The sequence below is a fragment of the Parasphingorhabdus sp. genome (assembly GCF_039939955.1).
Taxonomy (GTDB): Bacteria; Pseudomonadota; Alphaproteobacteria; order Sphingomonadales; family Sphingomonadaceae; genus Parasphingorhabdus.
The window spans coordinates 537,889-556,017 of sequence record NZ_JBDVHS010000005.1 but is presented as its reverse complement, the minus strand read 5'-3'; the positions used below and the strand labels follow the sequence as shown (position 1 = coordinate 556,017).

The following is an 18,129-nucleotide window of genomic DNA, read 5'->3' as shown; positions in this document are numbered from 1 at the left end:
TTGCTCCAACCCGCAAACAGCGGTTGCGATAAACGGGGATTCATTTATCGTAACTGGCGATAGCCTAAGAACAATTTTGGACGTTCATATGACAGAGGCCAACAACACCTCGGCTGACTATCTCACGAAATCGAGTCATGTGCAGCGCTTTCCACGCAAGGAAATTGAATTGTGCGTTATCAAAAACTTCCTCAGCGCGGATGAATGCCATAGACTAATCGCGCTTATCGACGAACATAGACGCCCTTCCACCATTGCTGACCCCAATGGTGATGACTATTTCCGCACCAGCGAAACCTGCGACCTCGATCATCGCGATAAATTCGTGCAGGCAATTGACACAAAGATTTGCAGTTTTTCCGGCATTGACAAGAAATTCGGAGAGCCCCTTCAAGGGCAACGCTATGCAGTCGGGCAGGAATTTAAAGCGCACACCGATTTTTTCGATCCTCACGGTCAAGATTTTCAGAAATATTGCGCGGTTTCTGGACAGCGCACTTGGACATTTATGATTTATCTCAATCAGCCCGTAGCCGGTGGTGCAACCCGCTTCACCCAATTCAAAAAGAGCTTCACTCCAGAGACCAGAGCCATGCTGTGCTGGAATAACCGGAACATCGATGGTAGCGTTAACGACTGGACACTGCACCACGGAATGAAAGTCCGCAGTGGCACAAAGTATGTGATTACCAAATGGTACCGTGAGAAACCCTGGCCTTGGAACGGTTAAATATATTGCACCTAGAACAATGAAACTGAGCCGCTACCGCCCTGGCCCCGGCATGATGGTTTCGGCCGCATTCATCGGCCCCGGAACCGTCACGGCCTGCACGTTGGCGGGTGTAAATTTTGGCTTCGCGCTGCTTTGGGCGTTAATATTTGCTACCGTCACGACAATCATCCTTCAATCCTTTGCCGTCCGCATCGCCTTGGTAACGCAACTCGGCTTGGCAGAAGCGATGCTAAAATCCATCGCATCACCGATCATACGCGCCTGCGCTGCGTTGCTTTTGATTTGCGCCCTTGTAATGGGCAATGCCGCTTATGAGGCCGGAAACATGTCCGGTGCCGCGCTGGGACTGGAAGCCATTAACGGTGGACCGCTGACCTTCGGTATAGCGCCAATCATCATCACCATTGCCCTGTTCGCTGCGGCCATGCTGATATTCTCGAAACCAAAATGGATCGAGAATATCTTGATTGCGCTGGTGATGTTGATGAGTGCAGCCTTTCTATTGACCTTTTTGCTCATCGGGCCAGATCTAGGGGCCATATTGCAAGGGTTTGTGCCGTCCATCCCCGATGGTGGCCTGATGACCGCTATCGCGCTCATTGGCACCACCATCGTACCCTATAATCTGTTTCTTCACGCCGCCAGCGTGCGCCAACGTTGGAACGCAGAACAGATGCCGGAAGCACAGTTAGACAACACAATTTCCATTGGCATCGGCGGGCTAATCTCGATTACGATATTGGCAACGGCAGCAGCAAGCCTTTTTGGCAGCGGCAAGACAATATCAAACGCGGTAGATATGGCTGAACAACTCACCCCTCTGTTCGGCAGCATGGCGACCTTCACTCTTGGCGCTGGATTATTTGCAGCCGGATTGACCTCCGCCATCACCGCACCATTGGCTACCGGCTATATCATGCAAGAGATTTTCAAATCATCCAACTCTCGCAGGCCTTTTCAGATCGGTGCCCTGATTGTAATTGTCTCAGGCGCGCTCGCGTCTCTGCTCGGATATCGTCCCGTTGAACTCATATTCGTTGCGCAGATTGCCAACGGACTGCTGCTCCCTATCGTTGCGATTTTTCTGCTCAAGCTCGCCAATGACAAAAAACTGCTCGGACAATATGCAAATGGCCTGAAGGCAAATATCCTAGGCGCGGCCATTTTGGTTATTACCATCGGCTTGGGCTTCCGATTGATCGCACGCGCCGTAGGTTTCTGGCCATGATTTCCATGATCGATCTCAACGCAGATCTCGGCGAGGATGATAGTCCCGCTGGCATCGCGCGCGATATCGAGATCATGGATATTGTCTCCAGCTGCAACATCGCCTGCGGCGGCCATGCCGGATCACCAACAACGATGCGGACAATGCTGGCGACGGCAAAGTCCAAAGCCATCGCACCAGGAGCACATCCCTCCTATCCGGATCGAGCCGGTTTTGGCCGACAATCGATGGAAATCTCGCTTACAGATCTACGAATCAGCTTGAACAAGCAATTGGCCTGCATCGCGGCCTTGGCATCAGAAGGTGGTATAGCGCTGACCCATATTAAGCCGCATGGCGCCCTATATAATGACGCGCAAGATGACCCCGAACTTTCGGCCCTTCTAATCGACATGGCGACCGAGACCGGGCTCGCGCTTGTTGGTATGCCTGGATCGCTGGTCCAACAGAAAGCCACTCAGATCGGCATTGGCTATGTTGCAGAAGCCTTCATTGATCGGCGATATAGCAACAACGGCAGACTGGTTCCCCGCAGCGAAGAAGGCGCAATCATTGCCGACGAAGGCGAAAGAGTAAGCCAGGGCCTCGCGCTAGCAAAGGGAACCGCGTTTGCAGCACATGATGGGTCAAAACTAACTGTGAAAGCACAAAGCCTGTGCCTGCATTCCGATAGCGATGGTGCTCTGGAAAGCGCGAAACAGATGCGACTGGCGCTGGAAAAGGCAAAAATCATGATTGGACCAGTCGGATAGTGGCGAAATATGATCCCATGATCCATATCTGCGACGACTGGATCGATATCAAACTGCCCAATTGGGAAACAATCCTAGCGGCGCAAACCGCCTTTTCCGCTGACAATCGTTGGACGGAAATTGTGCCGGGGCTAGACAGCATAGCCGTCCAGTTCGACCCTGCCCTTATATCACCCCGCGACGCCGCAAACCTAGCTTCTGATCAACTGAATATCGATGCCAGCGCGACCGAAAACACATATTCCGTAGTAACTATTCCGATCTGTTATGAAGCTGAACATGCGCCGGATCGTGACTATGTCGCCGAAAAACTGGGGATCGAAGCGGAAGCGTTACCATCATGGCACGCATCACAAAGGCCTCGGGTAGCCATGCTCGGGTTCATGCCGGGTTTTGCCTATCTTGAAAACAATGCAGAATGTCCCGCCATTGGTCGGTTGAATAGCCCCAGACAATTGATCCCCGCTGGTTCTATCGGTATCATCGGCACACAAAGCTGTATCTATTCCTTTGATAGTCCCGGTGGTTGGCCAATCATCGGCCGTACACCGCTCCGCTTATTTGACCCGTCTAGAAAAGAGTCCACTCTACTTTCCACCGGACAATCTGTGCGCTTTGAGTCCATTTCGAAGGCCGCGTTCGACAATTGGCCAACGGAGGCGAAAAGATGAGCCTCACGGTTTTGAAAGCCGGGATGCAAACCACTTTGCAGGGCGCGCCCTTTACCGGGCATCGGCATATTGGAATGCCCGCCGCTGGTTCAGCTGACTGCCTTTCTTTGGCATTGGCAAATTTCTTGGTCGGAAAATCCTTTGGTGAAATCGCCTTGGAAATCACGCTCACCGACGCAATTTTCGGAATGGACGAGCCATGCTCCATTGGCGTGGTGGGTGGTGCAGAATATGTCCGCATCAATGGAAAAGATCGCCCTCAGCATCAAACCTTAAACGTTGAGGCCGGGGACCAGCTCCATATCGGCCCAAGCCGCCCCGGATGCCGGACCTATCTAGCCATGTCGGCGGATATCAATACGGACCAATTGCTGGGCGGTCGGTCAACCTATCTCGCCGCCGGCTTGGGCGGATATCATGGCCGCGCACTCCAGACAGAAGATGTCACTACCTTTTCAAATAATGGAACTTTTTTAGTTGGAGATCGCACTACGCCCCCGCATCTCAGACCGCACTATAGCAATAGCCACGTGCTTCGGATCACCGCGGGACCGGAAGCAACCAAAGGTCATGAATCGGCTTTAGATTGTCTGTGCCAAAGGTCTTATACCGCAGGAGTACGTGCAAACCGAATGGGTATAGCATTGGAAGGGGACCCCCTGCCTGCAGACGAAACCGCCAATATGCAAAGCGCAGCGGTTTTTCCGGGAACCATTCAAATACCGCCGGATGGTCAGCCGTTTCTGCTCGGTCCCGATGCACAAACAACGGGTGGCTATCCTAGAATTGCACAAGTCATTCGCGCCGACCGACATTTGATCGGGCAACTAAGTGCAGGCTCAAAAATTCAATTTGTTCGCACCACATCCGAACGAGCCACAGAAATTTATCAGGAAAAACTATCCCTGCTATCTTCCTGGCTCGGCCAGATCGTTTTGTGGTGAACATTGAGGCTATCCAATAGCCTCAACAGAGATCAGCTCTTTTTGAGAGACAAACCACCAAAACGCTTGTTAAAGCGAGCCACCTGGCCACCTTGGTCCATAAGGCGCTGGTTACCGCCGGTCCAAGCTGGGTGAGATGTTGGATCAATGTCAAGTTGCAGCGTTTCACCCTCTTTGCCCCAAGTAGAGCGGGTTTCAAACGTCGTGCCATCGGTCATCTGGACCTTGATCATGTGATAATCGGGATGCGTATCGGATTTCATTTTCGGCTCCTAAACAGGCTGGTTACCGACCAGACCCAAAGCGAATAAAATTAGCGGAAGCGGCGCATTAACCGCGGAACGGGAAAAGGGCAAGATTCTTTTGAAAAAGCTTATGCTGAAGGAGGATCAGCGATCATCGCGGTAAAACTCGCCTCAGCGGCCAACTTGTCTCCAATCATCGCTTGCCCGGAAAATTTGCAAACACGCGCACGTTTTTGCTCGAATTTCACATTCAAGGACAGCAAACAGCCGGGCTCCACGGGCTGACGGAACTTCGCACCGTCTATTGCCATGAAATAGACCAGTTTGCCTGACCCAACCAATTCAAAACTCTCCATAGCGAGAACACCAGCCGCTTGCGCCAGTGCTTCGACGATCAGCACACCCGGCATGATCGGTCGGCCAGGAAAATGCCCTTGGAAGAATCCCTCATTGATGGTCACGGCTTTAATAGCGCGGATGGATTCGTCTTTTACGAGCTCTTCCACTCGATCAACCAAAAGCATGGGATAGCGGTGCGGTAGCACCGCCATCACCTTGGTTACATCATAGTCCAATGTGTCAGTCATCAACGATCAACTAGCGACTAGCAGGTTGTGCTGCCGGTGGCTGTTGCTGCTGAGCTGCCTGACTGCGGGCACTGGCCATAATCAATTGCTGTAACCGTTGATGAAGCGTTACCGTATTGCGCTGAGGCTGCCAATCCGCCGGAGGCGTGGTGTTAACCGATGGAACTCGGGTATCTAAAGCCGCGGTAATAGCTTCCGTCACATCTGCCTGCGGAGGAGCATAAAGAAACGCATCAGGGTTCAGGATAACGCCGATTTTTTTGTCGGCGACCACTTGCTGCTGGGCGTTGGCATATTCATTAAAAATGCTCTCAACGGCAAACATTTGAGCCTTGATTGCAGGGGTTTGCAGTTTCTGGATTTCTGTTTCTTCCGTCTGGATGCTCTGCAGCACAGGGTTGTTCGCTCTTACAGCAGCATCAAGCTCTTCTTGCGTCAGTTGCTTGTTGTTGTCCGTATCCAACTGCGCACGCAACCCGTTCAGCGTTTTGTTGCGCACATCAATTTGATCGAAATAGGATTTATACTGAGTTCCAATCTGCGAATAAGCGGCCGAGAAGGCTTTTGTTCTAGCAATGGCAACAGTCGGATTTGCAGTAGCGATACCGGAAACTTGTGCGTTAGCCACCGAGCCAACAGCTAGTGGAGCAGCAGTCACCGCGAGAACGGTAAGTGCGGTTTTGAAAAAACGTGTCATCAGAATTGTGTTCCTACATTAAAGGTGAAAAGTTTGGTGTCATCGCCTGGCTCTTTCAACAGCGCCTTGGCTATGTCGATCCTGAATGGACCAAATGGTGAGTTCCAGTTGACCCCGATGCCAACCGAAACGCGAGGGCTGATGCTATCGCCAAAGAAGCGCTCTATGAAACTAGTCGCGATTGGATATGGGTTTCCATTAGCATCAGTCGCTTGTGGCGTAATAATGACTTCGCCATTTTCATCTGTTCTCAAATAGCCCAGAGCGTTGTTAACGAACACGGGGACGAACACTTCATTGCCGTTTTCATCAAGGTCCGGCGTGCCGTCAGCATTAAGCCTCAATGTCGTAATCCCACTTCCGTCATCGGCCCGCTCTTGAAGATTTCCAATAAATTGGGGGTTCTGCAAAATTGGGGTTGTGACTTTGAATACGGCACCCGCATCAATAAAGATCGAAGGCCTCAAGCCCAGTTCACGAGCCCCCGACCCGAGGGGTATTTCTAGTTCAGCTCTTGCCAGGTAATAAGCTCGGCCACCGATGGCATCATCGGTTTGCCGGCCGTTTTCTTGGACGATGATCTGATTAAACGGTGTACCGTTTTCATCAAGAGCCGGCGTCGTCAGATTTCTAACGATCCGTGGTCCAACACCGCGGATATCGAATCCCCGCATCTGCGGTTCACCGAGGAAAAAACGGTCTGTCAGACGAACATCATCGATACCATCCCCTGGAGTTACGGAACGATCTGAAAGTGGATGGATATATCCACCTTCACCCTTAACCGTAAAGATAAAGTCACCCAGCACACGCCAGTGCTTGGACGCATTCAAGCGGCCCCGCAGATATTTGACGCTACCGCCAAGACCAGCAAAATCGACGCTGCCGACCACCGTCTGGCCCCGGGTTGGTCGGATACGACTATCCCGGTCATCATAGATCAACGACGCACCGAGCGAAGAAGTCGTCCGACTACCTATAGCATCGCACAAAAAGCGCCCGGCTTGAAGCGGGTCACACGCATCTTCCGGGCTATTGCCTCGGATTCCGTCACCATTGCTATCAGAGAAGAACAAGCTTGGCTCTAGGGTCACGTCATCTTGACTAAGCCCGTAGCGGAACGAAGCCGACATATACTCTGTTATCGGAACACCTGCCCGGATTTGAAAACCGGTTGTCAATTGCTCAAAGGTGGTTTCCCGATCATTGTTGACGAAGTTAAAGCTATTTTGATCGCGACGAAAAATATCAGCGCCAACCGCAATGTTCCGATCGAAAAGATAGGGCTCAGTAAAGCCCAGTTCGATGGATTGCGAGAAGCTCGAGTAGCTTATGCTTGTTCGCAGTTCCTGTCCCTTGCCGCGGAAGTTACGCTGCCGCACAGAAGCCTGAAGAATGAAATTCTCAACACTAGAAAAACCTGCTGAAAGCTGAAGCTCACCGGTTGCTTTCTCTTCTACATTCGCTTCCAATATGATGCGATCAGGAGCGCTACCCTGCTTCTGTTCAATTTCCAGCTCTTCCTGGAAAAAGCCCAATGACTTAATACGGTTGGCAGAGCGCTTGACCTGAAAACTGTTAAAAGCGTCGCCTTCGTTCAGACGAAATTCCCGACGGACGATCTTGTCCTGAGTCAAAGTGTTGCCGTTAATATCAATCCGTTCGACATAGACCCGGTCGCTTTCGGCAACCTGGAACAAGATATCCATGGTCAACGTTTCTTTGTTCCGCGTAAATTGCGGGCGGACGTCGGCGAAGGCATATCCAAACAGCCCAGCGGTTTCCGAGAGACGTTCGACCGTGTCCTCAACTTGCTTCGCGTCATAGAAGTCTCCGGACTTCATCGGCAGCTGCGGAGTTAAAAACTCGGCGGTAAAATCACGAATATCACTTTCGACGGTCACATCGCCAAACTGATATCGCTCGCCTTCTTCAACCACATAAGTGATGATAAAATCACGTTTGTCCGGCGTGAGTTCCGCCACAGCAGAGATCACACGAAAATCCGCATAACCTTCGGTCAAATAGAACTGGCGAAGCTTCTGCTGGTCAAAAGCGAGGCGATCAGGATCATAGGTGTCGCTAGAACTGAAGAAACGATAAAAGCGCGATTGTTTGGTGACCATTTCACCGCGCAGCTTGCCGTCAGAAAATTCCTCATTGCCAATGATATTGATCTGCTGAACTTTAGATTTGGGTCCCTCATTAATCTCGAAGACGATGTCGACGCGATTCTGATCTAATTGGACCATCTTGGGCTCAACGCTCGCCGCAAAGCGACCCTTGCGCTTATATAGCTCGACAATTCGAGCGACGTCGGCCCGAACTTTCGAGCGCGTAAATATCTGCCGCGGAGCCAATCGAATCTCGGGATAGATCTTGTCTTCTTTGATCCGCTTATTGCCTTCCAGCAAAATGCGATTGATCACCGGATTTTCGACAACATCGATAACCACAGCACCCTGATTGTTCCGGATGCTGACATCCTTGAACAATTCAGTTTCAAACAAGTCCTTCAAGGCCTGGTCGGCGGCTTCCTCGGTGTAGGCCTGCCCGTTGCGCAATTGCATATAGGACAAGACCGTCGTCGGTTCCAATCGCTGCGCACCGTTGACCACAATGGACCGGATAGTGCCATCAGCCGGAGCCGCTGGCACAGCTTGCGCTGCTTCCTGTTCTTGCGCCTGCAGAGGAACAGCAATGCCACCCAAAATGGTACCACACATCAATATGGGCAGAAGCCGCTTTTTATGATTCACAGACAAACTCGCTTTCACACCAAAAAAACCAGTAAACAGACTAAAATCGACACCAATGCACCAACTTCGCGAACCCCCTGCCCCAATGCAGCGTTTCAATCAATGGCCAATCAGCCAGAGACGGACCGGAACAGACCAAATGACGTTAAATCGTTAAATGTCACCACCAACATAAAAACTACCACCAACGCAAATCCCGACCGAAAAGCCCATTCTTGAATTTTTGGACTAGCCGGCTTTCTCCGAACCGCTTCAATTGCATAGAACATCAAATGCCCTCCATCGAGCATCGGGATTGGCAGCAAGTTGATGAACCCTAAGTTAATTGAGATCAGCGCAACGAAGAGAATGAAGCTTTCGAGCCCCAGCTTAAACTGCTCACCGGAAACCTGCGCAATTTTAAGCGGCCCGCCAAGCTCCTTTATCGAACGTTTACCGGTAATAACCTGCCCAAGCGTAGTGGTGATTTGATCGACAATGCCGACGGTTTTCTCTACCGCCACAATCGGAGACTCTATCGGGCTAACTTCCCGCCATTCTACTTTGCTGGATGACATTCCCAACAAACCCAGTCGGTATTCATTCCCGAATCTATCCCGCATTATATTGACGCCAATCGTACCCTGCTTGGCTATACGTTGGCCGTCACGCTCATAGACAATTTCTACATTCTGGTCAGGAATCAGAACAATTTTCTGCTGCAAATCCTGAAATAATTCAATTTCCTCGCCATCGACAGACACAATCCGATCTCCAGGTTTCATGCCAATGCTGGCTGCCGTTGAATTTTCAGATATTTCATGCGCAACCGGCAAGGTTGCGCTCGTTCCATAGGCGATAACAAAACCCATAATAATCAAAATAGCGAAGAGGAAATTGATCGCCGGCCCGGCGAAAACAATGGCAGCACGCTGCCAAAGTGATTTCGATTGGAATGTTTGATTGCGTTCGTCGGCGCTGAGGTTAAGCCACTCTTTGCTCTTGGCACCTGCCGGATCCATATCACCTGCAAATTGAACATAGCCACCCAGAGGTAACATACCTATTTTCCAACGAGTCCCGCGCTTATCCGTCCATCCGGCAATTTCTTTGCCAAAGCCAATGGAGAATGTGTCGGCTTTCACGCCACACCAGCGACCGACAAGATAATGGCCCATCTCATGCACAAATACGAGCACGCCGATGACAATAAGGAACGCCAAAAGCGTTAGTAAAATACCCGGATTTTCTGTCAAACCTGCAATCCCTCGACCAATTGTTCGGTCCGAACACGCGTTTCTTTGTCTATCGCAAAAATATCTGCCAAAGCGTTCGGTTCCGGGGGGCTATAACTATCTAACAGCCGCGTTACAATCTCTGTGATGTCCAGAAACTGAACCGCTCCATTAAGAAAAGCCGCAACCGCAACTTCATTGGCTGCGTTAAGCATTGCAGGCGTGGCGCCGCCCGCCGTAATCGCGGCTCTAGCGATCTTCGTCGCTGGAAAACGACTTTCATCGGGCTGCTCGAAATCCAATCGGCTAATCTCTACCAAATTGAGAGGCTCGCAATTGGTCGTCATGCGTTCCGGCCATGCCAGTGCATTGGCAATCGGTATCCGCATATCCGGGGACCCCAGTTGCGCCAACGTTGAACGGTCTTGATATTCGACCATTGAGTGAATCACCGACTGCGGATGCACCAATATTTCAATATTCTCGAGGCCGACTGGAAAAAGATAATGAGCCTCGATCAATTCCAGCCCTTTATTCATCATGGTCGCGCTATCAATCGAAATCTTAGCGCCCATATCCCAGTTGGGATGTGCGACAGCCTGTTCCGGCGTAACGCTCGCCATCTGTTCACGCGTCCACGTCCGAAACGGGCCACCGCTAGCGGTCAAAGTGATCTTGCGGACTTGCTGAATCTGTCCGCCCTGCAAGGCTTGGAATATTGCATTATGTTCCGAATCGACGGGCAATAGCGTTGCACCAGCCTTTTCGGCTTCGGCCATCATCAACGCACCTGCAGAAACCAAGGCTTCCTTATTCGCCAGGGCAACCGTCTTACCGCTCCGCAAGGCTTCGAGCGTGGGCGGTAAACCAGCACAACCAACAATCGCGGCCATGGTCCAATCGGCACCCAAGCCCGCTGCAGCAATCAGGGCATCCGGCCCGCTGCTAGCCTCTATCGAAGTACCGGCCAACCGTTGCTTCAGACAATCATAAGCTGCCTCATCTGCGACAACCGCGACCTGCGCAGAAAATTCCTTGGCTAGAGCGGCAAGCTCGTCGGCATTTCCGTTAGCCGTCAACGCAATGACATTATAGTCTTCCGGATGCTGCCGGATAAGGTCCAAGGTCGACTGTCCCACCGATCCAGTCGCGCCAAAAATAGAGACCGATTTGGTCATGATAAAGCAGACAGGTTTTCAGCAAGCATGATAAGCGCAACAACCGGCGCCACTGGAATCAAGCCATCAAGCCGATCCATCACACCGCCATGGCCAGGAAAAACCGTACCACTATCCTTCACCCCTGCCCTTCGCTTCAGCCAGCTTTCGAACAAATCACCCATTTGCGCCAAAATCGCTAAAGGAATGCTGAGTAGCACCAGATAGAAGGGAAGCCCCCAATAGACATGCAAGCCATAGCTCGCCGCCGCCGTCAGCGCGACGCCGCCTATCAAACCGGCCCAAGTTTTATTGGGGCTGAATTGCGGCGCTAATTTCGGCCCGCCAATGGCGCGTCCGGAGAAATAGGCACCGATGTCGGTGGCCCAGACCAAAGCAAGCGTCCAGAACACGATCAAAATCCCATTGTCGATGTCCCGCAAATAGATGATCGCAAGAGCTGGAAGTCCGGCATAAAATACGCCCGTAGCGAGCTTGAGCGACCGATCAAAAACCGCGACAAACATAGCCGCACCTATGATCAAGCCCAATGCCAGAAACGAGGCCCCTGCAGCCCAGGGAGACATGATCGCCAAGGGCACCGACAAGGCGTACATCGCAAGCATTCGTTTTTCTAGCCGACCGGTCAATCCGGCCCATTCGCTCATAATTCCAAGGGCCATGAGCACGACAAGCAACCACAACAGAACACCGCCAAAATATTCTGCTAACACCGCAGCGGCGACTAGAATCACACCCACGATGACACGTGTTTGCAGTTCATTGGTTTTACCGGACGGCGGAGTAGCAGGTTCATCCATGATCAACGCCCACCGAATCGGCGTTCACGGCTGCCGAAAGACTTCAGTGCTTTTTCCAGCTCGCCCTGATCAAAGTCAGGCCAGAGCGTGTCGGTAAAATAGAGCTCTGCATAAGCAGCCTGCCAAAGAAGAAAATTGGATAAACGCAGTTCACCGGAGGTTCTGATCAGCAAATCCAGCGGCGGCATATCGGCTGTATCCAGAGCATTCGAAATATGTTCGATACTTAGTTTGTCTAGTTCGATTTCGCCGCTTTGTGTAGCTGCCGCTATATAGTGGGTCGCGCGAAGCAACTCATCCTGTGCTCCATAGTTAAGCGCGACCGCCAAGGTCATCTTGGTGTTTCCGGCAGTTTTTTCGATCGCCTCGTCGATCATCTCGACAATATCGGTATCCAGCGCTTTATAGTTGCCGATAACCTTCAACCGTACGCCATTTTCGACAAATTCTTCGATATCCGACTGTATATATTGGCGTAGCAATCCCATGAGGTCGCTAATTTCATCTTCCGGCCGATTCCAGTTTTCCGATGAAAAGGCATATAGCGTCATCGCCTCAATGCCCATTCTACCAGCCGTACGCACTATATTGCGAACCGCCTCCACACCCTTCTTGTGGCCAAGCGCACGCGGCAAATGCTTGCGTTTTGCCCATCGTCCGTTGCCGTCCATGATGATGGCTATATGACGGGCACCATATGTGGGGTCCGCCACAACTGCCGGACTTTGCGATGGGTCGCCAGAATCAATTTTGGAACGCGAAAGCTTCACTGGGTTAGAATTTCCTGCTCTTTTGCATCAGCAAGCTTGTCTGCTTCGGCTATCATGTCGTCAGTCAGCTTTTGAACTTCAGTCTCAAGCCGCTTCTTGTCATCTTCGCTGATTTCTTTTTTATTCTGATCCGCTTTCAAATCATCCATGCCGTCCCGCCGAACATTGCGAATGGCGATGCGTGCCTTTTCCGCAAATTGACCGGTCAGTTTCGCCAAATCTTTGCGACGTTCTTCGGTCAAGTCAGGGATAGGAAGTCTGATGTTGGGACCATCAACCATCGGGTTCAATCCCAAACCAGCGGACCGGATCGATTTCTCCACGGGCTGAATATTGCTTTTGTCCCACACTTGAACCGACAACATGCGTGGCTCGGGCACGGACACAGTCGCGACCTGATTTAGCGGCATATTCGAACCATAGACTTCGACCGTTATCGTATCGAGAAGAGCAACATTGGCTCGGCCAGTGCGAAGACCGCTCAAATCATGTTTGAGCGCTTCTATCGTGCTGTTCATTCTTTTTTGCAGGTCGGCTTTATCATATTGTGCCATTGCTATTTCCCCTCAATAACTATTCGGTTGTTCCGACCATAGTCGCGGTGCCATCGCCACCCAATACAGTCGCTAGATTGCCCTTTTCCCGGATCGAGAACACCACAATCGGAATCTTATTTTCACGGCAAAGTGCTACCGCGCTGGCATCCATCACTTTCAGATTATCCGTTAAGACCTGGTCGAAACTCAATTGCTCATAGCGGGTGGCATCGGGATCCTTCTTCGGATCGGCATTGTAGACACCATCGACGCTCGTACCCTTGAAAAGCGCCTCACAGCCCATTTCCGCGGCGCGTAATGCCGCAGCGGTGTCGGTCGTAAAATAGGGATTGCCGGTCCCCGCCGCAAAAATAACGATGCGTCCCTTCTCAAGGTGTCGCACGGCCTTGCGACGGATATAGGGTTCGCAAACGCTGGCCATCGGAATGGCTGATAAGACCCGCGTGTCACAACCCATCTGCTCCAGTGCATTTTGCACGGCAAGCGCGTTCATCACGGTTGCAAGCATACCCATATAGTCGGCGCTCGTCCGCTCGAAGCCCTTCGCTGCCGCAGCCAGCCCTCTGAAAATATTACCGCCGCCAACAACCAAGCAAAGCTCAAATCCGGCCTCTTTTGCTGATTTCACTTCAGCCGCAATGCGGTTGACCGTTTCCGGGTCTATCCCGAATTCACCCGAACCCATCAAGGCCTCACCAGATAATTTTAGTAAAATGCGCTTGAATGCTGGTCGTTTCATGCAAATCCCATCCCACCGGCATCGAAATCCGGCCCCAAAAACAAATATGGCGCAGACCATAGATAGTCCGCGCCATGCTGCCAAGCGTTACCGCCTGAATTATTCAACCTGTTACGTTCTTAGCTCGCAACTGCGGCAGCGACTTCTGCTGCGAAATCGTCTTCTTTCTTCTCGATGCCTTCACCAAGCTGGAAGCGGACATATTCCGTAAGCTTGATTTCTGCGCCAGCGTCTTTGCCAGCTTGCTCAACAACTTTGGCAATCGTGCTTTTGTTGTCCATCACGAAAATCTGGCTGAGCAGCGCATTTTCTTTGGCAAATTTTGCCATTGCACCATCAACCATTTTCTCGACGATATTTTCAGGCTTACCGGATTCAGCTGCCTTTTCAGTGGCGATAGAACGCTCACGGGCAAGCAATTCCGGATCGAGGTCATCGGCATTCAACGCCAGCGGGAATGCTGCAGCGATATGCATCGCAATCTGCTTACCCAATGGTTCGAGTACATCCGCCCCTGCGGTGCTTTCCAGAGCAACCAATACGCCAATTTTACCCATCGTCGAAGTAACGGCATTGTGGATATAAGGAACAACCAGACCGCTAGAAACTGACACCGTTTTCATCCGGCGAATAGCCTGATTCTCGCCAATGGTCGCGATATTGTTGGTGAGCACTTCTTGTACCGTGCCGCCAGAAGGATGGGCCGAAGCAGCAAGTGCTTCGACATCGTCGCTGCCGAGACCAAGTGCAACGTCCGTGACTTTGGCGACAAAGTCCTGAAATTGGTCATTTTTGGCAACGAAATCGGTTTCGCTGTTCACTTCAACCGCTACGCCTTTGGTCCCTTGTACGGAAACACCGACAAGACCTTCAGCCGCCGTACGGCTCGATTTTTTCTGCGCCGCGGCGAGACCTTTGGTCCGCAACAAATCAACTGCTGCTTCAACGTCGCCATTGGTTTCGTTCAGTGCTTTCTTACAATCCATCATGCCAGCGCCGGTGCGCTCACGCAGTTCTTTCACTGCTGCTGCTGTAATAGCCATTATTTGCTCCTCAATTTCTTGATGGGGAATGTGAAATTGGGGCGACAAAAATGTCGCCCCGATTATTTTTACGTTACAGTCAATATGTGACCGTAAAAAGATGACTCAAATTCAGGCTTTTTCGTCGGCCTTCTTATCATCTTTCTTCGCAGCAGCCTTTTTGGCGGCTGGCTTTTTAGCGGCAGGCTTTTTGGCAGCGGCCTTTTTCGGGGCCGCTTTCTTTTCAGCTTTTGCTTCCTTAGCAGGTGCTTTTTCCGCTTTTGCGTCTTCAGCCGCAGGAGCTTCCTCAACAGGTGCCGTTTCTGCTGCTATTTCGGCAATGTCAGCAACCGCTGCTTCTTCTCCGGAAGCCATTGCGCTTGCATTGGCTTCGCTCGAAACAATTTCTTCCACCGCAGGTGCGACTGCTGATCCCAGGTCGACACCGGATGCAACAGCAGCGTCTTGACCGCCCTTAGTCGCAGCCGCAGCAACGGATTCGCAGTAGAGACGAATCGCCCGCGCCGCATCGTCATTACCCGGAACCGGGAAAGCGATGTTGCTGGGGTCAACGTTGGAATCGAGAATTGCGACAACCGGAATACCCAAAACATTGGCTTCCTTGATTGCGAGCTCTTCTTTGTTGGCATCAATTACGAACATCACATCCGGAATACCGCCCATGTCGCGAATACCGCCCAGCGAAAGTTCCAGCTTGATGTGCTCGCGCGTCATCTGCAGGACTTCTTTTTTAGTAAAGCCAGCAGTGTCACCACCAAGCTGTTCTTCCAAAGTCTTCATACGACGGATCGAGTTGGAAATGGTTTTCCAGTTGGTCAGCATGCCACCGAGCCAGCGATGGTTGACGAAGTGCTGTCCGCTTGCGCGCGCAGCTTCAGCGATAGGCTCTTGCGCCTGACGCTTGGTACCAACGAAGAGGACCTTGCCGCCAGCCGAAACGGCATTGGCGATAAAATCAAGCGCCCGTGCGAACAAGGGCACGCTCTGTGAAAGGTCAAGAATATGGACACTGTTGCGGGCGCCGAAGATGTATGGTTTCATCTTTGGGTTCCAGCGGTGGGTCTGGTGGCCGAAATGCGCTCCGGCTTCAATCAATTGCTGTAGGGTGACGACAGGGGCCGCCATAATATTTCTCCTTATCCGGTTATGCCTCTGGAAAACTGAGAACCTCAAACGACCTGAAAGGCCGCTGTCAGCACCGGTATGAGTGCTTTCCATGTGGAATGTCCGGCGCGTTAGAGCGGTCGCGCAGGAAATGCAACCATAAAATGACGGCAATCCGCCACCTATCGCTCTGTCAGAATTAAAATTTTCAGTCTGGAGCGATATATACTTGACAATGGGAACATAAATGGAACATTAAGGGCTCATCAAAAGAACAAATGGAACATCACATGCTCACCATCGCTATTTCAACCTTCTTCGCACTCGCTTTTCTCGGCTCTGCTACGGTTATAGCAATGATGTTTTTTCAATATCGTGACAAAATTTCTAGCGTCATTCAAAACGAGTTGAGCGCCAGACAGCCAAAAGCAGTTTTACAGCATACGGCCTATCACCACCGGATTGTCAAAGCGCCGCAGCTTATGAGCCAGCATCGCTCGTTGCAGTCCGTTCCGCTGCGCGCTGCCGCTTAACTTTCGCATAACCTCTGATACTGAACGGGATCAATATCAGGTATCCGACGCTGATTACCGTTAGGATGATCCATGGGGCATTGATCAAAGCAACACCAAGCAAGGCAATCACAGCGATTCCTTCAAGCCTGATATTCTTACGCAGGCGCAGCGAAGACCAACTGAAAGTCGCCGTGTTGGACATCATCAGAAAAGCGATCAGAACGATCCACGGTGCCACTAAAAAATAGTGACGGAATATCTCCTGATCGGTTATCATCCACAAATAGAGCGGCAACATTGCCAAGCCTGCCCCCACGGGCGCCGGGATTCCTGTAAGAAAGCCGGCTGACTTATGAGGCTGTTCCTCATCATCAATCGATGCATTAAAACGCGCTAGCCTGAGAGCGCAGCCGACAACCATGGTGAGTGCCAAAACCCAACCAAAATGCGGCATATATTGGGTCGACCAAAGAAACATAACCAGCGCCGGTGCCACACCAAAGGCAATCACGTCTGAAAGCGAGTCGAGCTCCGCACCAAAGCGGCTTTGCGCATTTAGTAAACGGGCGATACGACCATCTAAGCCATCCAATATACCCGCCAGAACAATCGCGGCAGCCGCAAGCACCCAATTATCAAAATAGGCGAAACGCACACTGCTCAACCCGACGCAAAGCGCCAAAGCCGTCACGGCGTTAGGAACAAAAGCTCTCAGGGAGATGCCTTTTTCGGGTCGTTTCATTGGGCTATTATCAGCCATCAGCTTCGATGTAGCAAGCCATTAGCCAATCCGGCTATCATTGACCAACGCCTTCAATTTCTTTCATCTCACCGGTCACGGCAATTATAGTTTCACCGGCTATGGTCCGCTGCCCCAAAACCACGTTGGGCATTGTGCCTTTCGGCAAATAGACATCCACACGGCTACCAAATCGAATCAATCCGATTCTCTGACCAGCCGCGACATAATCGCCTTCTTTGACGAAGGCCATGATCCGCCGAGCCACTAAGCCCGCGATCTGGGTAAAGCCCACTTTAAGTCCATCATTGCGCTCGACTAGGAAATGCTGCCGTTCATTTTCTTCGCTGGCCTTGTCCAAGTCAGCGTTTAGAAATTTCCCTGAAATATAGGCTTGCCTTTTCACCATACCTTCAATTGGGGTCCGATTGATATGCACATCAAACACACTCATGAATATGGACACGCGGGTCACTTCCTCTTCGCCAAGCCCGCCTTCGCCCTGCAATTCCAAGGGCGGGATGACCGGCATGATCAGGTTTACCAAACCATCGGCAGGCGCGACAATATATTTGTCGTCAAGGGGCGTAACCCGCTTCGGGTCGCGGAAAAACGCAAGCACCCAGATGGTAATGCCTGCCATTGGCCAAGCCAGTGTTTCCCACGCCATGACTGCAAAAACCGCGGTGATGCCCGCTGCGATAACTGCAAATTTGCGTCCTTCGGGGTGCACTGGGGGGAAAGACCATTTGGCTTCGCCCAGCCCTTTGTTTGAATATTTCTCAATTGCCATGGACGCTACTTAGGCGCGAGCCAGTACTCTGACAACACTCCCGTCGATATATCCGCAATCC

At 51.5% G+C, this 18,129-nt stretch carries 18 protein-coding genes and 1 pseudogene; 5 read left to right on the top strand and 14 right to left on the bottom strand.

Going from position 1 to position 18,129, the window contains the following annotated elements; translation table 11 throughout:
• The first annotated feature begins 88 nt into the window (after nt 1-88).
• The 5 genes from ABJG22_RS07935 to ABJG22_RS07915 are packed head-to-tail and all read left to right on the top strand — an operon-like array spanning nt 89 to nt 4,328.
• On the top strand, nt 89-730 hold the full coding sequence (locus tag ABJG22_RS07935; RefSeq protein WP_348019700.1) for a 2OG-Fe(II) oxygenase: 642 nt from the start codon (nt 89-91) through the stop codon (nt 728-730).
• 19 nt (nt 731-749) lie between these two features.
• Nucleotides 750-1,961: an Nramp family divalent metal transporter gene (locus ABJG22_RS07930; RefSeq protein ID WP_348019699.1), complete on the top strand. Its 1,212-nt coding sequence runs from the start codon at nt 750-752 to the stop codon at nt 1,959-1,961.
• 5 nt (nt 1,962-1,966) lie between these two features.
• Nucleotides 1,967-2,713: a 5-oxoprolinase subunit PxpA gene (gene pxpA, locus ABJG22_RS07925; RefSeq protein WP_348019698.1), complete on the top strand. Its 747-nt coding sequence runs from the start codon at nt 1,967-1,969 to the stop codon at nt 2,711-2,713.
• Nucleotides 2,713-3,384, top strand: a complete 672-nt coding sequence (locus tag ABJG22_RS07920; RefSeq protein WP_348019697.1) for a carboxyltransferase domain-containing protein — start codon at nt 2,713-2,715, stop codon at nt 3,382-3,384. Before pxpA ends, ABJG22_RS07920 begins: the two co-directional genes overlap by 1 nt.
• The gene (locus tag ABJG22_RS07915) at nt 3,381-4,328 is read left to right on the top strand and encodes a biotin-dependent carboxyltransferase family protein (RefSeq protein WP_348019696.1); all 948 of its coding nucleotides are present in this window, start codon (nt 3,381-3,383) and stop codon (nt 4,326-4,328) included. Before ABJG22_RS07920 ends, ABJG22_RS07915 begins: the two co-directional genes overlap by 4 nt.
• A gap of 32 nt (nt 4,329-4,360) precedes the next feature.
• Here ABJG22_RS07915 and rpmE read toward each other — a convergent pair whose 3' ends face one another.
• The 14 genes and pseudogenes from rpmE to ABJG22_RS07845 all read right to left on the bottom strand — a co-directional run bounded on the left by rpmE (nt 4,361) and on the right by ABJG22_RS07845 (nt 18,068).
• On the bottom strand, nt 4,361-4,591 hold the full coding sequence (rpmE, locus tag ABJG22_RS07910; protein ID WP_348019695.1) for a 50S ribosomal protein L31: 231 nt from the start codon (nt 4,589-4,591) through the stop codon (nt 4,361-4,363).
• Nucleotides 4,592-4,701: 110 nt separating this feature from the next.
• Nucleotides 4,702-5,160, bottom strand: a complete 459-nt coding sequence (gene fabZ / locus ABJG22_RS07905; RefSeq protein ID WP_348019694.1) for a 3-hydroxyacyl-ACP dehydratase FabZ — start codon at nt 5,158-5,160, stop codon at nt 4,702-4,704.
• A 10-nt stretch (nt 5,161-5,170) separates the two neighbouring features.
• On the bottom strand, nt 5,171-5,857 hold the full coding sequence (locus ABJG22_RS07900; RefSeq protein ID WP_348019693.1) for an OmpH family outer membrane protein: 687 nt from the start codon (nt 5,855-5,857) through the stop codon (nt 5,171-5,173).
• On the bottom strand, nt 5,857-8,583 hold the full coding sequence (gene bamA / locus ABJG22_RS07895) for an outer membrane protein assembly factor BamA (RefSeq protein ID WP_348020329.1): 2,727 nt from the start codon (nt 8,581-8,583) through the stop codon (nt 5,857-5,859). Before bamA ends, ABJG22_RS07900 begins: the two co-directional genes overlap by 1 nt.
• A 143-nt stretch (nt 8,584-8,726) precedes the next feature.
• Nucleotides 8,727-9,851, bottom strand: coding sequence for an RIP metalloprotease RseP (gene rseP / locus ABJG22_RS07890; protein ID WP_348019692.1), 1,125 nt, complete (start codon nt 9,849-9,851; stop codon nt 8,727-8,729).
• Entirely contained in the window at nt 9,848-11,008 is a 1,161-nt protein-coding gene (locus tag ABJG22_RS07885) for a 1-deoxy-D-xylulose-5-phosphate reductoisomerase (protein WP_348019691.1), read from the bottom strand. Before ABJG22_RS07885 ends, rseP begins: the two co-directional genes overlap by 4 nt.
• Complete coding sequence (locus ABJG22_RS07880; RefSeq protein ID WP_348019690.1) at nt 11,005-11,808, bottom strand: phosphatidate cytidylyltransferase; 804 nt, start codon at nt 11,806-11,808, stop codon at nt 11,005-11,007. The genes ABJG22_RS07885 and ABJG22_RS07880 overlap by 4 nt, the downstream gene beginning before the upstream one ends.
• 2 nt (nt 11,809-11,810) lie before the next feature.
• Nucleotides 11,811-12,521, bottom strand: a complete 711-nt coding sequence (locus tag ABJG22_RS07875) for an isoprenyl transferase (RefSeq protein WP_348019689.1) — start codon at nt 12,519-12,521, stop codon at nt 11,811-11,813.
• A 53-nt stretch (nt 12,522-12,574) separates the two neighbouring features.
• The gene (gene frr, locus ABJG22_RS07870; protein WP_348019688.1) at nt 12,575-13,132 is read right to left on the bottom strand and encodes a ribosome recycling factor; all 558 of its coding nucleotides are present in this window, start codon (nt 13,130-13,132) and stop codon (nt 12,575-12,577) included.
• A 19-nt stretch (nt 13,133-13,151) separates the two neighbouring features.
• Complete coding sequence (gene pyrH / locus ABJG22_RS07865) at nt 13,152-13,874, bottom strand: UMP kinase (RefSeq protein ID WP_348019687.1); 723 nt, start codon at nt 13,872-13,874, stop codon at nt 13,152-13,154.
• A gap of 119 nt (nt 13,875-13,993) precedes the next feature.
• Nucleotides 13,994-14,920, bottom strand: a complete 927-nt coding sequence (gene tsf / locus ABJG22_RS07860) for a translation elongation factor Ts (RefSeq protein WP_348020328.1) — start codon at nt 14,918-14,920, stop codon at nt 13,994-13,996.
• 393 nt (nt 14,921-15,313) lie between these two features.
• Nucleotides 15,314-16,042, bottom strand: a pseudogene (rpsB, locus tag ABJG22_RS07855) (30S ribosomal protein S2); the annotation flags it as partial.
• A gap of 459 nt (nt 16,043-16,501) precedes the next feature.
• Nucleotides 16,502-17,278 carry a phosphatidylcholine/phosphatidylserine synthase gene (locus ABJG22_RS07850; RefSeq protein ID WP_348019686.1) on the bottom strand — a complete coding sequence of 259 codons (777 nt, stop codon included), beginning with the start codon at nt 17,276-17,278 and terminating at the stop codon, nt 16,502-16,504.
• A gap of 55 nt (nt 17,279-17,333) precedes the next feature.
• Entirely contained in the window at nt 17,334-18,068 is a 735-nt protein-coding gene (locus tag ABJG22_RS07845; RefSeq protein WP_348019685.1) for a phosphatidylserine decarboxylase, read from the bottom strand.
• Nucleotides 18,069-18,129: the final 61 nt, after the last annotated feature.

Excerpts from the sequence above, each read along its gene's own strand:
- ABJG22_RS07935 (WP_348019700.1), top strand. The coding sequence starts at position 89 with ATGACAGAGGCCAACAACACCTCGGCTGACTATCTCACGAAATCGAGT.
- ABJG22_RS07930 (WP_348019699.1), top strand. The coding sequence starts at position 750 with ATGAAACTGAGCCGCTACCGCCCTGGCCCCGGCATGATGGTTTCGGCC.
- pxpA (WP_348019698.1), top strand. The coding sequence starts at position 1,967 with ATGATCGATCTCAACGCAGATCTCGGCGAGGATGATAGTCCCGCTGGC.
- ABJG22_RS07915 (WP_348019696.1), top strand. The coding sequence starts at position 3,381 with ATGAGCCTCACGGTTTTGAAAGCCGGGATGCAAACCACTTTGCAGGGC.
- rpmE (WP_348019695.1), bottom strand. The coding sequence starts at position 4,591 with ATGAAATCCGATACGCATCCCGATTATCACATGATCAAGGTCCAGATG.
- fabZ (WP_348019694.1), bottom strand. The coding sequence starts at position 5,160 with ATGACTGACACATTGGACTATGATGTAACCAAGGTGATGGCGGTGCTA.
- ABJG22_RS07900 (WP_348019693.1), bottom strand. The coding sequence starts at position 5,857 with ATGACACGTTTTTTCAAAACCGCACTTACCGTTCTCGCGGTGACTGCT.
- bamA (WP_348020329.1), bottom strand. The coding sequence starts at position 8,583 with ATGTGTGGTACCATTTTGGGTGGCATTGCTGTTCCTCTGCAGGCGCAA.
- ABJG22_RS07885 (WP_348019691.1), bottom strand. The coding sequence starts at position 11,008 with ATGACCAAATCGGTCTCTATTTTTGGCGCGACTGGATCGGTGGGACAG.
- ABJG22_RS07880 (WP_348019690.1), bottom strand. The coding sequence starts at position 11,808 with ATGGATGAACCTGCTACTCCGCCGTCCGGTAAAACCAATGAACTGCAA.
- frr (WP_348019688.1), bottom strand. The coding sequence starts at position 13,132 with ATGGCACAATATGATAAAGCCGACCTGCAAAAAAGAATGAACAGCACG.
- pyrH (WP_348019687.1), bottom strand. The coding sequence starts at position 13,874 with ATGAAACGACCAGCATTCAAGCGCATTTTACTAAAATTATCTGGTGAG.
- ABJG22_RS07850 (WP_348019686.1), bottom strand. The coding sequence starts at position 17,278 with ATGAAACGACCCGAAAAAGGCATCTCCCTGAGAGCTTTTGTTCCTAAC.
- ABJG22_RS07845 (WP_348019685.1), bottom strand. The coding sequence starts at position 18,068 with ATGGCAATTGAGAAATATTCAAACAAAGGGCTGGGCGAAGCCAAATGG.